This window comes from Nocardia sp. NPDC005825 (assembly GCF_040630175.1).
Lineage (GTDB): Bacteria > Actinomycetota > Actinomycetes > Mycobacteriales > Mycobacteriaceae > Nocardia.
On the sequence record NZ_JBEXXC010000003.1, the window covers coordinates 277,335 to 294,621 of the forward strand.

The following is a 17,287-nucleotide window of genomic DNA, read 5'->3' on the forward strand; positions in this document are numbered from 1 at the left end:
TCCCGGACCGGTCCCCGGAGCCGTTCCCGGGATAGCCTGAGCGCTGCCCCACCCACCCGACCCACCCCGCCCAGGAGGATCGTCCATGTCGAATCCCGCCGCCGACCGCGCCCCGATCCTGCAGCGGCTGGGCGATCGTGGCCGGGTCCGGGTGATCGTCGCCGGCGGCGGCACCGGCGGCCACACCTATCCGGCGGTCGCCGCGGTCCGGGCGCTGCGCGATCTGGCCGCCGAGGCCGGCGCCACCGCCGAGGTGCTGTGGGTCGGCGTGCCCGACAGTCTCGAACAGCGGGTGGCGGCCGAGAACGACATCGACTTCACCGGCATCAAGGCCGGAAAGCTGCGGCGCGACCGCAATCCGCTGAAGATGCTCAACAAGGACAATGCCCGCGACGCGCTGCGGGTGCCGGTCAGCGTGCTCACCGCCCAGGGCGTGGTGGGCCGCTTCCGGCCGGACGCGGTGCTGTGCACCGGCGGCTACGTCTGCGCCCCCATCGGCATGGCCGCCGCGCTGCGCCGCCGCCCGCTGGTGATCCACGAGCAGACCACCGGCATCGGCAAGGCCAATCTGCTGCTGGCCCGGATGGCCGACCGCATCGCGCTGTCCTCCGACGCCTCCCTCGGCATGCTGCCCGCCAAGGTCCGGGGCCGGGCCCTGGTCACCGGCAACCCGATTCGGCCCGCGCTCACCACCGGCGATCCCGCCGCGGCGGTCAAGGCCCTCGACTGGGACGGCTACGCCCCCGGTCTGCCGACCGTCTACATCACCGGCGGCGCGCAGGGCGCGGTGCAGATCAACGACCTGATCCGGGAGCTGCTGCCCGAACTGCTGCACTCCGCCAACGTGATTCACCAGTGCGGGCGGCTGTCCTACGAGCAGGTGCGCGACTTCGCCGCCACCCTGCCCGAGGACGTGCGCGGCCGTTACCTGGTGCGCGAGTTCATCGGCCCGGAGCTCCCGGACGTGCTGGCGCTGACCGATGTGGTGGTATCCCGTTCCGGCGCGGGCACTCTCGCGGAGCTCACCACCCTGGGCAAACCGTCGGTGCTGATCCCGTATCCGCATTCGGTGGGCGGCGAGCAGATCCGCAACGCGCGGATCCTGGCCGATCACAATGCCGCCCGCGCCCTGGTCGGCGAGGACGCCACCGCCACCAATCTGTGTGCCGCGCTGACCGAGCTGCTCACCGAATCCGAGACCCGCGCAGCCGTTTCCGCCGCGGCCCGCGCCCTCGGACACCCGGAGGCCGCCGAGCACCTGGCGCTGACCGTCCTGGACCTCGCCACGCGGTGAACCGGGTCGCCGCGCGGTGATTCCGGTCCCACGCGAGCGATCCCACAGGCGAGTCTCAGCCGGGGTAGGTATGGTCGAAGGTGTCAGCAAGTTCTCGGCTATTACCGAGAAGATTGGAGATGCCAGCCATGCAAATCCAGGTCTTCGCCGACAAGAACGTCGGTGGCGGCGCGATCGCCCAGGATGCAACCGATACCATCGCTGCGATTCTGGACCGGTTCGCGGATCATCTCACCCGGGTCGAGGCCCACATCACCGATGTGAACGGCCACAAGGGTGGTTCCGAAGACAAGAAGTGCACCCTCGAGGCCCGGCCCAAGGGCCAGCCGCCGGTCGCCACCACGCATCGTGCGGCCACCGTCGAGGACGCCTACACCGGAGCCGCCGACAGCATGGCACACCTGCTCGACAGCAGGTTCGGAAGACTGCATCACGCCAAGGGCGGCGAATCCATCCGCCACCTGGTTTCCGACTAGTCGATCGACTCACGGGGTTCGGGGGCCCGCCCCTGAACCCCGTTCCGGCCGGGAGGCACTCACGGTAGGAGCCCGAGGCGGCGTGCTCGCACGACCGCCTCGTGGCGATTGTGCGCGCCCAGTTTGGTCATGGCGCTGCGCAGATAGCTCTTCACCGTCTCCGGACTCACCGAAAGCCGCTGGGCCGCTTCCACATTGGTGCAGCCCAGGGCGATGTGGGACAGCACGTCCAGTTCCCGCGGAGCCAGCGTCACCGCGTCGTCGGCGGCGGCCACCCCCGAGACCAGGCGGGCGAGTTTCTCCGTGACGTCCCGCAGCCGCGCCCGCGCCGTGGCGTCGGAGACCACCTGGGTGATCCCCCGCAGTTCCGCGTGCAGATCCCGGAGTTGTTCGGTGGCAATCACATTGGCGCTGTTCATGGATTCGAGCGCGAAGGACAGTCGCAGCCGCCGATCCACCTCGTCGCGGATGGCGAGCTCCGTGCTGAGCCGCCGGGCGGCCTGCACCATCTCGTCGGCCACCCCGTCGCCGATCACCCCCGTTTCGCGATTGGCCACGTAGATCACCGCGCGCGCCTCACCCTTCACCACCACCGGCACCGCCACCACCGCGCGCAGGCCCTCGCCCAGGACCGGGACGTCGTAGTGGTGGGTGATGGTGGACGCCGAGCGGTAGTCGGCCACCGAGCGCGGGCGGCCCGTGGCCACCGCCGAACCGCCCAGCCCGGAGCTGTGCGCGACCGCCAGCCCCCGCATGCCGTTGGTCCGGGTCCCGACGAACTCGCTGAGCACCAGCGTGCCCGCGCGCACCTCGCCCCCGAAGACGACCGGCAGCTTGCTCAGGGCGGCGAGCGCGCGCAGCTCGGCGCGCAGTGCGTCGCCGTCGCTGGGGCGCAGGAGCCCGTCGGCGGCCGTAGTCATCGGGTAGCCCCTTTCGGGGGTAGTCGAGGCTGGGTGTGACGTAGATCCTACTGGTGTGACCGAGAGCACGAGCTACACCTTCGGAGTCTGGGACGCTCCCCTGCTGGGCGACACCATCGGGGCGAACCTGGACCGGACCACGGCGGCGCATCCGGACCGCGAGGCCCTTATCGACTACACGACCGGCATCCGCTGGACCTACCGCGAGTTCACCGACGAGGTGAACGCCTTGGCCCTGGGCCTGCTGAGGGCCGGGATCGGCAAGGGCGACCGGGTGGGCATCTGGGCGCCGAACTGCCCGCAGTGGACGCTGACCCAGTACGCGACCGCCAAGATCGGCGCGATCCTGGTGAACATCAATCCGGCCTACCGGGCCCACGAACTGCGCTACGTGCTGGGTCAGGCCGGGATCCGGCTGCTCGTCGCGGCGCCCGCGTTCAAGACCTCCGACTACGCGGCCATGATCGACGAGGTCCGTCCGGAATGCCCGGAGCTGGAGCAGGTGGTGCTGCTCGACAGCACCGAGTGGCGGGACCTGTTCACCACCGGGCGCGCGGCCGATCCGGACCTGCTGGCGGCGGCGCAGTCGGCGCTGTCCACCGACGATCCGATCAATATCCAGTACACGTCCGGCACAACGGGTTTCCCCAAGGGCGCGACGCTCAGCCACCACAACATCCTCAACAACGGGTATTTCGTGGGCGAGCTGTGCGGGTACACCGAGCAAGACCGCATCTGCATCCCGGTCCCCTTCTACCACTGCTTCGGCATGGTGATGGGCAATCTGGCCGCCACCACCCACGGCGCGGCCATGGTGATCCCGGCCCCGGCCTTCGACGCCCGCGCCACCCTGGAAGCCGTTGCGGCCGAACGCTGCACCTCGCTGTACGGGGTGCCGACCATGTTCATCGCCGAACTGGCCGACCCGGACTTCGACGCCTACGACCTGTCTTCGCTGCGCACCGGCATCATGGCCGGATCGCCGTGCCCGGTGGAGGTGATGAAGCAGGTCATCGAGCGGATGGGCATGCGCGAGGTGAGCATCTGCTACGGCATGACCGAGACCTCCCCCGTGTCCACCCAGACCCGTGGCGACGATTCGCTGGTGCAGCGCACCGCCACCGTGGGCCGGGCCGGGCCGCACATCGAGGTCAAGATCGTGGACCCGGTGACCGGGGTGACGGTGCCGATCGGCGCCGCGGGCGAGCTGTGCACGCGCGGCTACTCGGTGATGCTCGGCTACTGGGGTCAGCCCGAGAAGACCGCGGAGGCCATCGATTCCGCGCGCTGGATGCATACCGGCGACCTGGCCACCATGGATGCCGACGGGTATGTCGCCATCACCGGGCGGATCAAGGACATGGTGATCCGGGGCGGGGAGAACATCTACCCCCGCGAGATCGAGGAATTCCTCTACACCCACCCCGACATCCTCGACGCCCAGGTGATCGGCGTGCCCGACGCCAAGTACGGCGAGGAGCTGATGGCCTGGGTTCGGCTGCGGCCGGGCGCGGAGGAGCTGACCGCGGCGAGCCTGCGCGAGTTCTGCACCGGCAAACTCGCGCATTTCAAGGTGCCGCGATACGTGCACGTCGTCGAGGAGTTCCCGATGACGGTGACCGGCAAGATTCGCAAGGTCGAGATGCGGGAGATCAGCGCGCGACTACTGGGACTGACCGAGGAGAACGCGTGAACACCGCCAATACCGAGGCCTATCGCGCGGCCCGTGACGGGCTGCTGGCCGTCGCCACCGACTACGACGCGGCGGTGCGCGATTTCGCGTGGCCGCGACTGTCCGGCGCATTCAACTGGGCGATCGACTGGTTCGACGTGATCGCCCGCGGCAACGACCGGCCCGCGCTCTGGATCGTCGAGGAGGACGGGTCCGAGCAGAAGGTCGGCTTCGCCGAGATGGCCGAGCGCTCGGACCGGGTGGCCACCTGGCTGGCCGGGCTGGGCGTGGGCAAGGGCGACCGGGTGATGCTCATGCTGGGCAATCAGGTCGAGCTGTGGGAGGCCATGCTGGCCGTGGCCAAACTGGGCGCGGTCATCATGCCGACCACCGGCGCGCTGGGCCCGGCCGACCTGAGCGACCGGATCGAGCGGGCCGGAGCGCGTTTCGTCATCGCCAACCACGGTGACGCGGGCAAGTTCGACGAGGTGCCCGGCGACTACACCCGAATCGTGGTCGGCGGGGCGATCTCCGGCTGGCGGGACTACGCCGACGCGGCCGCCGTCGAGTCGGCCGGTCCGTTCCGGGCGGTCACCGAGGTGACCGATCCGCTGCTGGTGTATTTCACCTCCGGCACCACCAGCAAGCCGAAGATGGTGCAGCACTCCCAGATCAGCTACCCGGTCGGTCATTTGACCACCATGTACTGGATCGGCGTCCGGCCCGGCGACACGCACCTGGCCATCAGCGCGCCCGGCTGGGCCAAGCACGCCTGGAGCTGCTTCTTCACGCCGTGGCTGGCCGAGGCCACCGTCTTCGTCTACAACTACGCGCGTTTCGACGCCGCCGCCCTGCTCGCGCAGCTGCGCCGGGCCGAGGTGAACACGTTCTGCGCGCCGCCCACGGTGTGGCGCATGCTCATCCAGGCCGATCTGGGCGAGCGTCCGGCCGGGCTGCGCGAAATCCTCGGTGCGGGTGAACCATTGAACCCCGACGTCATCGCGCAGGTCGAGAAGGCGTGGGGCCTGACCATCCGCGACGGCTTCGGCCAGACCGAAACCACCCTGCAGGTGGGCAATACGCCCGGACAGCCACTGGTGCCCGGCTCCATGGGCCGTCCCGCGCCGGGTGTGCCGGTGGCGCTGGTGGATCCGATCACCGGGCAGCTCGCCGACGAGGGCGAGATCTGCCTGGACCTGTCCGCGGGGCCGGTCAACCTGATGACCGGCTACCTCGGCGATCCCGCACGCAATGCCGCGGTCATGGCGGGCGGGTACTACCACACCGGCGATGTCGCGGCCCGGGACGCGAACGGCTACATCACCTACATCGGCCGCACCGACGACGTGTTCAAATCCTCCGACTACAAGGTGTCGCCGTTCGAGTTGGAGAGCGTGCTCATCGAACATCCGGCCGTGGTGGAGGCCGCCGTGGTCCCGCAACCGGACGACACGCGGCTTGCCGTGCCGAAGGCATACGTTTCGCTGGCGGCGGGATGGGAACCCAACGCCGAAACCGCCCGCGCCATCCTCGAATACGCCCGCGACCACCTGGCTCCCTACCTGCGTGTCCGCCGGGTGGAGTTCACCGAACTGCCGAAGACCATCTCCGGCAAGATCCGCCGCGTGGACCTGCGCCACCGTGAGGAACAGGCGCACGCGGAAGGCGTCATCATCCCCACCGAGTACCGCTACGAGGAAGTACTGACCGACACCACCCGCTGAACCCGCCCCACCACGACCGCCCGCCCTGCCCCCGCGACAGATCGGAACACCCGTGTCCCACACCGTGGAAACCGCGACCGCCTACGTCATCGCCGCCCTCGAGGCCAAGGGAACCGCCTCCCGTGACGACTTCGACGTGTCCGGGATCGTCAGCGCCACCCACAACATCACGCAGACATGGGATTTCCGCGCGGTCGCCCGCGAGCGCTTCTGGGGTATCGCCGCCACCTTCATCAGAGCCTGACGAGCGGGCTGCCTCACAGTTCCGCGAATTCCCGGTTTCCGGCCCGGAATTGCCCGCACCATTGGCACGTGCACACCTCCGACTCCGTGTTGCTGCCCCGCTTCGTGCTGTCGCGCGCCCGCGCGGCGGGCGTGGATCCGGCCCGCCTGGCGCGGGCAGCGGGTATTCCGGGCTGGCTGCTGGCCGATGATGCCGCGAGGGTGCCGAGCCACTACTTCCCCCGGTTGTGGGAGCTGCTCGAGCGCGAGCTGGACAACCCCGACGCGACCCTGCGCGCCACCGGCAGCTACCGGCTGGGCGAGTTCGGGCTGATCGACTATCTGATCTCCACCGCGGACACCGTGGGGGCCGGCCTGACCGTGCTGGGCCCGTTCATCGGGTCCATCTCCACCAACTTCCGGATCGATCCCGGCGAGCAGACCGAGACCGAGTCGACCTTCGACGTGTACACCGTCAACGCCGAGGGCCGCGGCCGCGAGCTGTCGGTGCAGATGGCGCTGTCCTCCCTGGTCTCGCGCATGCGCCAGATGACCGGGCAGCCCATGGATCCGGTGAGCATCGAGTTCCGCGAGCGCGCGCCGCGCGATCTCGGCGCGTTCACCGAGCAGTTCGGCACGGCCCGCCTGGAATTCGGCGCCCCGGTCGACCGCATCACCTACCGCAACACCGACTTCGAGCGGCCGCAGATCACCGCGGACCCCATGCTGGCGGCTGTCTTGCGCCGCCACGCCGCAACCATGCCGCCGCCGCCCCCGCGCGCCACCGAATGGCCCGACCGGGTGGCCACAGTTCTGGCCGAGGTGCTCGACGGCACCGACGCGCTGCTGGAGCACGTCGCGCGGCGGCTGTACACCAGCCCCCGCACCCTCCAACGCCGCCTCGCCGAATCCGGCACCACCTGGCGGCTGGAGGTCGACCGGGCCCGCAAGCGGCACTTCGAAGGGCCCGAACCCGCGACGCCGCCCCTGGACGACGTGCTATGACGCCCGGGATCGGCTGCGGTACAGGATCTCCAGGCTCGAAGGCGGATGGGTGACCGGATCGGACAGCGTGCTGCTGGCGCGCTTCGTACTCACCCGGGCTCGGGCCGTGGGTGTGGATCCGGTGGCGTTGGCGCGGGCGGCGGGGATTGGGCCGAGCGCGCTGGACGCTTCGACGGGAAGTGTTCCGGGGCAGTGTTATCCCCGCTTGTGGGAGTTGTTCGAGCACAGGGTGGATGTGCCGCACGTGGGACTTCGAGCGGCCGAACGACATGGAATGGGGGAACTGGGGATGATGGATTATCTGCTCGCGACCGCGCCGACGGTCGGCGAAGGCTTCCGGGCCGTAGGGGAATTCGGGTCGCGGCTGTCGGGCAACCGCCGGGTGTCCGTGGTCGCCGAGACCGATCGGCAGGTCACGTTCGCGGCGGAGACGGCGGCGCGGGGCCGGGGCGCGGAGGTCGCCGCGCAGGCGAGTTTCGCCTTCCTCACCGGCCGGGCCCGGCTGGCCGCGCGGGCGCGGATCACGCCGGTGGCGGTCACCCTGCGGGCACGCGCGCCCCGACGGCACGGTCCCTACCGGGAGTTCTTCGGCACGGCGGCAGTGGATTTCGGGGCCGAGGTCGACAGCCTGACGCTGCGCCGCGCGGACCTCGACCGGCCGCAGCATTCCGCCGATCCGGGCCTGGCCGCTGTACTGCGGCGCGGCGCGGCGGTCGCGACCCTGTCCACGCCGCCCGCGCGGGCCTGGGTCGATCTGCTTGCGGCCGAACTCGATTCACTGAGCGATCCGGCCCCACCCGGACCGGATCGCGACACCGCGGACTTCCGGACGGCGGTGTCCCTCGACACCGTCTCACTATCCGACATCGCGCGGCGGCTGGACACCAGTCCGCGCACCGTGCAGCGGCGGCTGGCCGCGGCCGGCACCAGTTGGACTCGGGAGCTGGCGAACGCTCGCCGCCGGGCCACGTGGTGACGGTCGGCCGTGAACACTCGATCCGATTGTCACGACAGCATTCTCATGGCCCGGTTCGCGTTGGAGCGGGCGGTGCGGGCCGGCCTCGACGCCGACCGGATCGCCCGGGCGGCGGGCGTGCCCGCCTGGCGCGAAGGCGGTGAGGGCACCCGGGTGTCGTCCCGGTACTGCCTGCGGGTGTGGGAGCTGATCGAGCGCGAAACCGGGGATCCCGATATCGCGCTGCGCGTCTCCGACGAGAGCACCACCGGAGAGTTCGGTCTGCTCGAATATCTGTTCCTGTCCGCCGCCACGCTCGGCGACGCGCTCGAGGCATGCGTGCGCCATACCGGCAGTCTCTCCACGAGTTACGGATTCCGCGTCGAGCGCCGTGACGAGCAGGAGGTCTGCTACGAGGTGCGGTCCGGAGTGGAGGACTGCCGCGGCCGGGAACTGTTGATACAGGCCACTTTCGCGCTGCTCGTGGGGCGGGCGCGGGCCGCCACCCGTTTCCCGGTGGTGCCGGCGCGAGTGAGTTTCCGGCAGTCCGCGCCCGTCGATATCGCCGTCCTCACCGAGCTGTTCGGTACCCGCGCAATCGATTTCGACGCCCCGGCGGACGCGCTGACGTTGCGGACCGCGGATCTGGCGCTGCCGATGAAGTCGGCCGATCCGGAACTGACGGCGGTGCTGCTGACCTACGCGGCCACCCTGCCCGCCACCCCCGAGGTCGGGGTGACCTGGCTCGAGCAGCTCGGCGACGCCATCGATCTGGCTCTCGCCGATGGCGCGGCGACCCTGGAAGTGGTTGCGCGGCGGCTGCTGACATCGCCGAGATCGCTGCAACGCCGGCTCGCCGAGGCCGGAACCACTTGGCGGCGTGAGGTGGATCACGCGCGTCGCCGCAGATTGCAACGCGCCGAACACCTTCCACGCGCCCAGCAGGCGGAATTCCTGGGATACGCGGATCCGGCGAGCCTGCGACGGGCGGTGCAGCGATGGCGGGACCGGGCCGATCAGGAACCCGAAGACCCTCGTTGAGGAGCCGAAATCGCACCTACCGTACGGTATTCCGGCAACCTCACAGCAAGGTTGGCGTGTCCCGGACCGGTTTGGCGCTTTCGGAACTCCCGCGCAGGGCGGACGGAAATCAGACTGGTCGGAAACGCCAGGACACTGTCACGCGTTCCCCCGGACCGGTACTCGATTGGAGCTTCCTCGTGCCCCACACCGCAGAAACCGCCACCGCCTACGTCGTCACCGCCGTGGAGGCCAAGGGCACCGCCACCCGGCACGACTTCGATATCAAGTCCATCGTGAGCACCACCCACAACCTCACCGAGAGCTGGGATTTCCACACCGTGGACCCGAACATGTTCTGGAACATCGTCGCCACGTTCCTCGAGCACTGAGGTCGGTCCCGCGCGCGTCAGATGCCGTCGACCGAGAGCGTCGCGTTCATCAGATTCATGGCCGCCGCACACGGATCGGGCTGCGCGGTGTGATCACGGTTTCGCACCCACCAGGTGACGGTGCCGGTGTCGGCCACCGTCACCGCGCAACCACCGGGATCCGCCGGATCCCGCCAGTACATGCCGCCGAAGTTCCGCACCACGAGCCGCTCCACGCGGTATCCGAACCGGTCGGCGATCCGCACCTCCCGCGCGAGCGTGTCGTCCCGCAGCCAGGCATAGGTGATATCGACCGCGCCGCCACCGGGATTCGTGGCGGTCCAGTCGCACACCGTGGGCTCGCTCTGCCGCCGCATGCCGGTGACGCCGATCGCGGCGGCCAGCTTCTGATCCTCCAGCGGTCCACAGCCCGCCAACAGGTTCGGATCGGCCGCCGGGCGGGCATCGGTCTGCCGATCGGCGTGCGAACACCCGGACAGGGCGGCGATCAGCAAGGCCGCCACCGCGATTCGCACTCCCGGGCGCGTCATCAGCTCTGTCCCGCCCGCGTCAGGGTGGCCGCGGCCAGCTGCTCGATGCCCTGGCAGGCGCGCGGGCTCGACCGTTCGGACCAGTCGATGAAGTCGGTGTCGCCGAATGCCACTGCGACCTCGCAGGATTGCGCGCCCCGCCATTCGATGCCCGGCTGCCCGGCGATCCGGACGGTGGCGGGACTGCCGATGGTGACCTGGTCGCGGCGGTCCGGCAGCGAGCTGCCCCGGAACCAGTGGAAGGTGACCGCGTAGTCGCCGCCCGTGGCGGGCTGCCAGGCGCAGCCGACCGGATTGGCCGAAACCCGTTGCGTACCGGATGCTCCCGTGGCGTCCACCACCTCGGCGTCGGATACGCCACCGCACAGGCCGATGGTGTCGGGAGACGGCGCGGCCGCCTTGGGTGCGGCCGTCGTGGTCGTCGCGGCTCGCTGATCCGAGGAGTTCCCGCACCCCGCGATCGCCAGCCCGATCAAGGCGATCCCCACCGCCGCGCGCGTCGCTCTCGTCACGCGGACCAGACTAGGCGAATCGGACCGATCGTGGGCGGACACACTTTGACAATTCATCGGGGCTTTACTACGTTCGATAACGCACCTCGATAGGCGAGGCTCCTGCACGAACACAGGCCACTGATCTGACGACGTCGAGAGACGCCCAAGGTTAGGACAGATTTCCCCGGATTAAGGGGTAATCCAAAGTGGCTTTCCGATTCGGAACACGTCGTGCAGTGCCGAAGCTCTGACGAGAGGGGTGTGCGTCCTCCCCGGATTCCCGGGTCGACCTCCCCCGTGTGCGCTGATGAATCCGCGTATGAGCTGCGTGAGGAGGTGCCGGTCGGATGACAGCTGATGACGACCCCGGACCTCCTGTCGCGCACCCGTAATTTCCCGGTATTCGGCGACGCCACCATCACCCTTTCGCGTGATTCGGCGTGCGCCTATTTCCGCGCGCCCTTTTTCGATTAGATGCGGATTCATTCAATGACGCTCCAGATCACCATTCCCAACCGCCCCGGAACACGGCAGCCGACGCCGCGTCCGCGAAACCGGCTGCGCGCCGTCGACTTTCTGGTTCTCGGCGTGGCCGTGTTCCTGATCGCCGTGGCGCTGCGGCTGTTCCGCGATATGTCGGTGCCGTGGACGCCGGGCTCCGGACCGGAAGCGGTGTCGACCGATCCCCGGGAACTGCCGTACTACGCGGCGCGCACCACACTGCGGATGTTCCTGGGTCTGGCGGCCTCGATCCTGTTCACGCTGGTCGTCGGCCAGTGGGCGGCACATTCGCGGCGGGCGGAGAAGGTGCTGGTCCCGATGGTGGACGTGCTGCAATCGGTGCCGGTGCTGGCGCTGGTCTCCATCACGGTGACCGCGTTCGTGGCGCTGTTCCGCGGCTCCTTCCTGGGCGCGGAGGCGGTGTGCGTGTTCGCCATCTTCACCGCGATGGCCTGGAACATGACCTTCGCCTACTACCAGGCGGTGCGCACCCTGCCGCGGGAACTCGACGACGCCGCCCACATGCTGCGGCTCACCCGCTGGCAGCGGTTGTGGCAGCTGGAGGTGCCGGCCGCCATGGTGCCGTTGATCTGGAACGGGATGATGAGCTTCGGCGGCGCGTGGTTCATGCTCGCCGCGTCCGAGGTGATCACGGTGTCCGGGCGGGAAGAGGCGCTGCCGGGCATGGGCAGCTTCATCGCCGCGGCCACCGCGCAGGGGCAGGTCTCGCGACTGCTGCTGGGCGCGCTGGTCATGGTGGCCACCATCGTCGTCGTGAACGTGCTGTTCTGGCGGCCGCTCACGGCGTGGTCGGAGCGGTTCCGGGTGGAGCACACCGAAAGCGCCGAAATCCCACGCAGTCTCGTGCTGGACCTGCTGCGACGCAGCACCGTGCCGGCGCGGCTGGCCCGCGTGACACGACCGGTCGGCGAGGGGATCGATCGCGTCATGCGAGTCTTCGGACGCAGCACCCGGTCCGCCTACGACGACCGTCCCGGCAGCCGGGCCGGGGACGTGGTGTTCTTCGGACTGCTGCTGGCGGCGCTGGCCTGGGGCACCTGGACCTTGGCCGCCTACTTCGAAAGGACCGTCGGGCTGGCCGAATTCGGGCCCGCCACGCTCATGGGCCTGGCGAGTCTGAGCCGGGTGATCGTGCTGCTGGTGGTGTCCACCGTGGTGTGGGTGCCGGTCGGGGTGTGGATCGGGCTGAACCCGCGGGTGTGCCGGTTCGCGCAGCCCGTGGTGCAGGTGCTGGCCAGTTTCCCGGCACAGTTTCTGTTCATCTTCGTGATCGCGGCGCTCACCTGGACCGGGGTCTCGCTGAACATCGGCGGCATCGTGCTGATGGCGTTGGGCGCGCAGTGGTACGTGCTGTTCAACGTGATCGCCGCGGCCGGGCAGATCCCGACCGATCTGCGCGAGGCCATGGACGATCTCGGCGTGCACGGGTGGCTGCGGTGGAAGTCGTTGATCCTGCCCGCGATCGCCCCCGGCTACGTGGTCGGCGCGATCACCGCGTTCGGCGGGGCATGGAACGCCACGCTGGTCGGCGAGGTGGTCGAGGCGGGCGGCACCCATCTGGAGGCGTACGGGCTGGGCGCGTACATCACCGATGCCACCGCGGCGGATGTGTTTCCGAAGGTGCTGCTGGGCACCGTGGTGATGAGCGTCGTCACCGTGACCATCAACCGGCTGGTGTGGCGTCGGCTGCAGCGCCGGGCCGAACAGCGTTTCTCGTTGAACTGAAACAGTTTTCGAAAGGAGGGCAGCCATGTCCACCCCCATCGTCACCGTCGACCGCGTCAGCAAGCACTACACCGGGCCCACCGGTGCGCCGCTGCCGGTGCTCTCGGAGGTCTCGCTGGAGCTGCGCGAGGGCGAGATCGTCGCGCTGCTCGGCCGGTCCGGGTCCGGGAAGTCCACGCTGCTGCGCATCATGGCCGGACTGGTCGCCCCGACGTCGGGATCCGCACGGCTGCACGACGAGCCGATCACCGCGCCGCATCCGGACGCCGCCATGGTGTTCCAGAACTTCGCGCTGCTGCCGTGGCTGACCGTGCGGCAGAACATCGAGCTCGGACTGCGCGCCCAGGGCCTGCCGAGCTGGGAACGCGCCGAGCGGGTCACCGACGCCATCGACATGATCGGCCTCGGCGGCTTCGAGAACGCCTGTCCCAAGGAGCTTTCCGGCGGCATGCGCCAGCGCGTCGGTTTCGCCCGAGCCCTGGTGCTGCGGCCCGAGGTGCTGCTCATGGACGAGCCGTTCTCCGCGCTGGACGTGCAGACCGCCGAGAACCTGCGCGGCGAGCTCATGCGGCTGTGGGCCGAGACCGCCTTCCCCACCCGGACCATGCTCATGGTCACCCACAATATCGAGGAGGCGGTCATGCTCGCGGATCGAATCCTGGTGCTGGACAACGATCCCGGGCGGATCAAGGGCGAGATCCGGGTGCCGCTGGATCCGCCGCGCGACCCGCGCGCCACCGGATTCCAGGCGCTGACGGACCGGGCGTACCGGCTGCTGGTCGAGGACAGCGAACGCAAGCTCGACCGCGACGCGGCCTGAGCGGACTCGATCAGTCCGCGCGGCGGGCGCGGGCGCGGCGTTTGCCTTCGTGCATGGCCTGCACCCGCGCCACCGGGATGGTGTGGCCCTCGGCGATGAGATCCGCCGGGAGCGTTTGCGGTTCGGGCATGGCCTCGGCCCACGGATCGCGGTCGCCGAGGATGGCGGCGGCGGTGCGCACGGTGAAATCGCGCGGATCGATCTCCGGCAGGTCGGCCCAGCCGACCGGGAACGACACCGTCGCCCCCGGCCGCACCCGCGGGCTGTACACCGACACCACCGTCGCCCCGCCCGCCCGGGTGGAATCCAGGAAGACCTTGCCGCCCCGGTCTTCTCGAATGAAGGCCGTGGTGGCCAGGTCCGGGTCGAGCCGTTCGGCGCGCGCCGCGACGGCCCGGGTGGCGGCCGCCGCGTCCTCGATATCGATCCCCGCCCGCACCGGCACGAAGATGTGCACTCCCTTGGACCCGCTGGTCTTCACCGCCCCTGCCAGCCCGTCGTCGGCCAGCGCCCGCCGAATCAGCTCCGCCGCGGCGACCGCCTGCGAAAAAGGCTGTCCCGGTTCGGGATCGATATCCAGCACGAGATGCGTGGGCCCGCCGGAATAGTCGACCAGATCCTCAGCCAGCAGCAGGGTCACGTGGTACTCCACCGCCCGCTGGTTCCCGAACCACAACAGTGTCCGCACGTCATCGCACAGGGCGTACGACACTTCCCGTTTCGAGCTCCCCGCCCACAAGGTCTTCCGCCGCACCCACTCCGGCGTGTACTTCGGCAGGTTCTTCTGCATGAACGGCTCCTGCCCCGGCCGCACCCGCACCACCGACAACGGCCGCTCCCGCAGCGCCCCCACCATCCGCTCCCCCACCGCCTCGAGATAGTCGATCAGCTCCCCCTTGGTGGCCTCGGCCCCGTCGAACAGGGGACTGTCCAGACTGGAGAACTTCAGACCGGCCCGCGCGTCTTCGCCCATCGGCCCACCATGCGCCGCCACCGCACCCCCGTCAACCACCCCGGCCGTGTCCGCGCTCACCGGATGTGATCCGCGCCGGGATGGTTACTGCGTGTTTGGTTTTCCTCGAGGACCGCTCGAGCCGGGATTCACATACTCGGGACGCGAACAGCGACGTTCGGGATCTGACCCCGAGTAGCCACCGGCTACCTGCACGATTCGGAAGACATCATGAACGCCAATCTGATCGCGGCGGCCCAGCAGTCGGCCGCGCCGGGGGCACCGGACGGGCAACGACGGGTACTGGCCATGTTTCCCGGGCAGGGATCGCAGCGGGAGGGGATGGCCGCGCATTTGATTCGGGAACACCCGGAGACCGCGGGGGCCGTGTTCGAGCGGGCCGACGAGTGCCTGGGGCTGCCGATGCGGGCACTGTGCACGGAGGCGGACGCGGAGCAGTTGCGGGCCACCGAGGTGGCGCAGCCGGCGATTCTGGCCACGGCGCTGGCAACGTTCGAGGTGCTGCGGGCCGAGGGGTTCGCACCCGATCTGGTCGCCGGGCACAGTCTCGGGGAGTTCGCGGCGCTGGCCGCGGCCGGGGTGCTCGATCTCGCCGACGCGTTGACGCTGGTGCGCTTGCGGGGTGAGCTGATGGCCGAGATCGCCGCGGCGGTGCCGGGCGCGATGACGGCCGTGTCCGGGGTGGACGCGGGGCGGATCGAGGAGATCTGCGCGGGCGTGGACGGGGTCGTCGAACTCGCCAACTACAACGCGCCGGACCAGTCGGTCATCTCCGGGACAGCGGAGGCGGTCGCGGCCGCCACCGAGCTGCTGCGCGCCGCGGGGGCGGGCTCGCTGGTCGCACTGCGGGTCGGCGCACCGTTCCACTGCTCGCTCATGGCATCGCTCGAGGAGCGATTCGCCGCCGGGCTGCACCTGGCCGACTTCCGCGATCCCACCACCACCGTCATCAGTTCCGTGACCGCACAACCGATTTCGAGCGGCACAGAGGCGCGGGAACTGCTGCGCCGCCAGCTCACCGCCCCGGTCCGCTGGATCGAGGTGATCGGCACCGCCGCCGAACTCGGCTGCACCGACTACCTCGAGGTCGGGCCCGGACGCGTGCTGTCGGGGCTCGCCAACCGCATGGTCGGCGACGCCACCGTGCGCAGCACCCAGGACGCTCGCCGCATCGCCGCGGCCGTCGCCGAATACGCCTGAGCCAGGCCGGATCCGGCCGAACTCCCACCGATCACACCCCTGCGGCAGGCGCCGCGGGGGTCCCCGCCAACCCCTCACCGAGAAAGAAGGAATCACCATGCCCGAAACCACCACCGACTTCGCACCCGCCGTCACCGACGCGATCGCCGACGCCCTCGGCATCGACCAGTCCGAGGTGACCCTCGACGCCACCCTGATCGACGAGCTCGGCGCGGAATCCATCGACCTGCTCGACATCCTGTTCCGCATCCACCGCGACACCGGCGTCAAGATCGCCGTCGCCGACGTTCAGGAACTGCTGCAGGGCGGCATCCCCGACGACGAGTTCGGCGACGAGAACGAGATCGTCTCCGAGATCGGGCTCGCCCACCTGGAGAAGGTGCTGCCGCAGTTCGACCGCAGCAAGCTCAACGGCCCGCTGCGCGGCGAACAGGTGCTCGGGCTGGTCACCGTGCGCAACCTGGTCGACCTGGTCGCCCAGCGGGCCGCCGCACCGGCCGAGGCCGAAGAGGTCGCCTGATGCCGGAGCAGGATTTCGCAGGCAAGGTCGCGCTGGTCACCGGCGCGTCCCGCGGCATCGGCCGGGCCGTCGCGCTCACGCTGGCCCGGCGCGGCGCGGCGGTCGCGGTGAACTACCGCTCCCACAAGGACGAAGCCCTCGAGGTGGTCGCGGAGATCGCGGAGTTCGGCGGCCGCGCGGTCGCCATCGGCGCGGACGTGTCCGAGCTCGCGGCGGCCAAGGATCTGGTGGAGCAGACCCGGGATCAGTTGGGCGGCTTGCACATTCTGGTCAACAACGCGGGCATCACCCGCGACGGCCTGCTGCACGACATGGATCCGGCCGAATGGTGGAAGGTCATCCAGGTCAACCTGGGCGGCGCCTTCAACTGCACGCACGCCGCGGCCGGGCACCTGATGTCCCAGGGCGAGGGCGCGATCGTGAACGTCTCGTCGATCATGGGCGAGAAGGGCCTCACCGGGCAGTCGAACTACTCCACCTCCAAGGGCGCGATGAACGCGCTCACCCTGGCCTGCGCGGTGGAGATGGCCCGGTTCGGGGTGCGGGTGAACGCCGTGCTGGGCGGCGTCATCCCCACCGATCTCATCGGCGACCTGCTGCAACGCGACAACGGGAAGGGCCGCACCCATGTCCCGATGCGCCGCTACGGCGATGTGGGACAGGTCGCGGAGGCGGTGGCCTGGCTCGCAAGTCCGGCCGCCGACTACGTCACCGGAGAACTGTTGCGCGTCGATGGCGGCCTCGCGGTGCAGCTCAGCAACGGCCGCCTGGTCTCCCGCTGAACACCCCGGCATCCCGCTGAATCGGAAAGGACGTGACTGCC

Annotated in this window: 18 protein-coding genes and 1 riboswitch; of the genes, 14 read left to right on the plus strand and 4 right to left on the minus strand. The window is 69.8% G+C overall.

Going from position 1 to position 17,287, the window contains the following annotated elements; translation table 11 throughout:
* The first annotated feature begins 85 nt into the window (after window positions 1–85).
* Together ABZ382_RS10080 and ABZ382_RS10085 are read left to right on the plus strand one after the other, a co-directional pair.
* Window positions 86–1,294, plus strand: a complete 1,209-nt coding sequence (locus ABZ382_RS10080) for a UDP-N-acetylglucosamine--N-acetylmuramyl-(pentapeptide) pyrophosphoryl-undecaprenol N-acetylglucosamine transferase (protein WP_357086448.1) — start codon at window positions 86–88, stop codon at window positions 1,292–1,294.
* Window positions 1,295–1,413: 119 nt separating this feature from the next.
* On the plus strand, window positions 1,414–1,770 hold the full coding sequence (locus tag ABZ382_RS10085; RefSeq protein WP_357086450.1) for a ribosomal subunit interface protein: 357 nt from the start codon (window positions 1,414–1,416) through the stop codon (window positions 1,768–1,770).
* Between the two features lie 59 nt (window positions 1,771–1,829).
* Here the strand turns inward: ABZ382_RS10085 and ABZ382_RS10090 are convergent, their stop codons facing one another.
* Window positions 1,830–2,690, minus strand: a complete 861-nt coding sequence (locus tag ABZ382_RS10090; RefSeq protein WP_357086451.1) for a LuxR C-terminal-related transcriptional regulator — start codon at window positions 2,688–2,690, stop codon at window positions 1,830–1,832.
* Window positions 2,691–2,745: 55 nt separating this feature from the next.
* On the opposite strand from ABZ382_RS10090, the gene ABZ382_RS10095 reads away from it, so the two are divergent.
* The 7 genes from ABZ382_RS10095 (at window position 2,746) to ABZ382_RS10125 (ending at window position 9,680) form a co-directional block, all read left to right on the plus strand.
* Window positions 2,746–4,383, plus strand: a complete 1,638-nt coding sequence (locus ABZ382_RS10095; protein WP_357086453.1) for an AMP-binding protein — start codon at window positions 2,746–2,748, stop codon at window positions 4,381–4,383.
* Window positions 4,380–6,086 carry an AMP-binding protein gene (locus ABZ382_RS10100; RefSeq protein ID WP_357086455.1) on the plus strand — a complete coding sequence of 569 codons (1,707 nt, stop codon included), beginning with the start codon at window positions 4,380–4,382 and terminating at the stop codon, window positions 6,084–6,086. The genes ABZ382_RS10095 and ABZ382_RS10100 overlap by 4 nt, the downstream gene beginning before the upstream one ends.
* A 52-nt stretch (window positions 6,087–6,138) precedes the next feature.
* Window positions 6,139–6,330: a hypothetical protein gene (locus ABZ382_RS10105; protein WP_357086456.1), complete on the plus strand. Its 192-nt coding sequence runs from the start codon at window positions 6,139–6,141 to the stop codon at window positions 6,328–6,330.
* 68 nt (window positions 6,331–6,398) lie between these two features.
* Window positions 6,399–7,313, plus strand: coding sequence for an AraC family transcriptional regulator ligand-binding domain-containing protein (locus ABZ382_RS10110; protein WP_357086458.1), 915 nt, complete (start codon window positions 6,399–6,401; stop codon window positions 7,311–7,313).
* A 49-nt stretch (window positions 7,314–7,362) separates the two neighbouring features.
* A complete protein-coding gene (locus ABZ382_RS10115) occupies window positions 7,363–8,289 on the plus strand; it encodes an AraC family transcriptional regulator ligand-binding domain-containing protein (protein ID WP_357086460.1) in 927 nt (308 codons plus the stop codon).
* Between the two features lie 9 nt (window positions 8,290–8,298).
* A complete protein-coding gene (locus ABZ382_RS10120; RefSeq protein ID WP_357086462.1) occupies window positions 8,299–9,309 on the plus strand; it encodes an AraC family transcriptional regulator ligand-binding domain-containing protein in 1,011 nt (336 codons plus the stop codon).
* 179 nt (window positions 9,310–9,488) lie between these two features.
* The gene (locus ABZ382_RS10125; protein ID WP_357086464.1) at window positions 9,489–9,680 is read left to right on the plus strand and encodes a hypothetical protein; all 192 of its coding nucleotides are present in this window, start codon (window positions 9,489–9,491) and stop codon (window positions 9,678–9,680) included.
* Between the two features lie 17 nt (window positions 9,681–9,697).
* Here the strand turns inward: ABZ382_RS10125 and ABZ382_RS10130 are convergent, their stop codons facing one another.
* The gene (locus ABZ382_RS10130) at window positions 9,698–10,210 is read right to left on the minus strand and encodes a DUF3558 family protein (RefSeq protein ID WP_357086466.1); all 513 of its coding nucleotides are present in this window, start codon (window positions 10,208–10,210) and stop codon (window positions 9,698–9,700) included.
* On the minus strand, window positions 10,210–10,722 hold the full coding sequence (locus tag ABZ382_RS10135) for a DUF3558 family protein (protein ID WP_357086468.1): 513 nt from the start codon (window positions 10,720–10,722) through the stop codon (window positions 10,210–10,212). Before ABZ382_RS10135 ends, ABZ382_RS10130 begins: the two co-directional genes overlap by 1 nt.
* A gap of 78 nt (window positions 10,723–10,800) precedes the next feature.
* Window positions 10,801–10,970: riboswitch (M-box (ykoK) riboswitch) on the plus strand.
* Between the two features lie 223 nt (window positions 10,971–11,193).
* Here ABZ382_RS10135 and ABZ382_RS10140 point away from each other — a divergent pair.
* Window positions 11,194–12,951: an ABC transporter permease subunit gene (locus ABZ382_RS10140; RefSeq protein WP_357086470.1), complete on the plus strand. Its 1,758-nt coding sequence runs from the start codon at window positions 11,194–11,196 to the stop codon at window positions 12,949–12,951.
* Between the two features lie 25 nt (window positions 12,952–12,976).
* Window positions 12,977–13,771 carry an ABC transporter ATP-binding protein gene (locus ABZ382_RS10145; RefSeq protein WP_357086471.1) on the plus strand — a complete coding sequence of 265 codons (795 nt, stop codon included), beginning with the start codon at window positions 12,977–12,979 and terminating at the stop codon, window positions 13,769–13,771.
* 10 nt (window positions 13,772–13,781) lie between these two features.
* Here the strand turns inward: ABZ382_RS10145 and ABZ382_RS10150 are convergent, their stop codons facing one another.
* Window positions 13,782–14,744 carry an ATP-dependent DNA ligase gene (locus tag ABZ382_RS10150; RefSeq protein ID WP_357086473.1) on the minus strand — a complete coding sequence of 321 codons (963 nt, stop codon included), beginning with the start codon at window positions 14,742–14,744 and terminating at the stop codon, window positions 13,782–13,784.
* A 210-nt stretch (window positions 14,745–14,954) separates the two neighbouring features.
* Between ABZ382_RS10150 and fabD the strand changes: the two genes are divergently transcribed.
* From fabD to ABZ382_RS10165, 3 genes are all read left to right on the plus strand, one after another.
* Window positions 14,955–15,944, plus strand: coding sequence for an ACP S-malonyltransferase (gene fabD, locus ABZ382_RS10155; protein ID WP_357086475.1), 990 nt, complete (start codon window positions 14,955–14,957; stop codon window positions 15,942–15,944).
* Window positions 15,945–16,041: 97 nt separating this feature from the next.
* Entirely contained in the window at window positions 16,042–16,464 is a 423-nt protein-coding gene (locus ABZ382_RS10160; RefSeq protein ID WP_357086477.1) for an acyl carrier protein, read from the plus strand.
* Window positions 16,464–17,246, plus strand: a complete 783-nt coding sequence (locus tag ABZ382_RS10165; protein ID WP_357086479.1) for a 3-oxoacyl-ACP reductase family protein — start codon at window positions 16,464–16,466, stop codon at window positions 17,244–17,246. Before ABZ382_RS10160 ends, ABZ382_RS10165 begins: the two co-directional genes overlap by 1 nt.
* Window positions 17,247–17,287: the final 41 nt, after the last annotated feature.

Coding starts and splice junctions, on each gene's coding strand:
- ABZ382_RS10130 (WP_357086466.1), bottom strand. CDS start 10,210: ATGACGCGCCCGGGAGTGCGAATCGCGGTGGCGGCCTTGCTGATCGCC.
- ABZ382_RS10090 (WP_357086451.1), bottom strand. CDS start 2,690: ATGACTACGGCCGCCGACGGGCTCCTGCGCCCCAGCGACGGCGACGCA.
- fabD (WP_357086475.1), top strand. CDS start 14,955: ATGAACGCCAATCTGATCGCGGCGGCCCAGCAGTCGGCCGCGCCGGGG.
- ABZ382_RS10085 (WP_357086450.1), top strand. CDS start 1,414: ATGCCAGCCATGCAAATCCAGGTCTTCGCCGACAAGAACGTCGGTGGC.
- ABZ382_RS10165 (WP_357086479.1), top strand. CDS start 16,464: ATGCCGGAGCAGGATTTCGCAGGCAAGGTCGCGCTGGTCACCGGCGCG.
- ABZ382_RS10160 (WP_357086477.1), top strand. CDS start 16,042: ATGCCCGAAACCACCACCGACTTCGCACCCGCCGTCACCGACGCGATC.
- ABZ382_RS10150 (WP_357086473.1), bottom strand. CDS start 14,744: ATGGGCGAAGACGCGCGGGCCGGTCTGAAGTTCTCCAGTCTGGACAGT.
- ABZ382_RS10140 (WP_357086470.1), top strand. CDS start 11,194: ATGACGCTCCAGATCACCATTCCCAACCGCCCCGGAACACGGCAGCCG.
- ABZ382_RS10145 (WP_357086471.1), top strand. CDS start 12,977: ATGTCCACCCCCATCGTCACCGTCGACCGCGTCAGCAAGCACTACACC.
- ABZ382_RS10080 (WP_357086448.1), top strand. CDS start 86: ATGTCGAATCCCGCCGCCGACCGCGCCCCGATCCTGCAGCGGCTGGGC.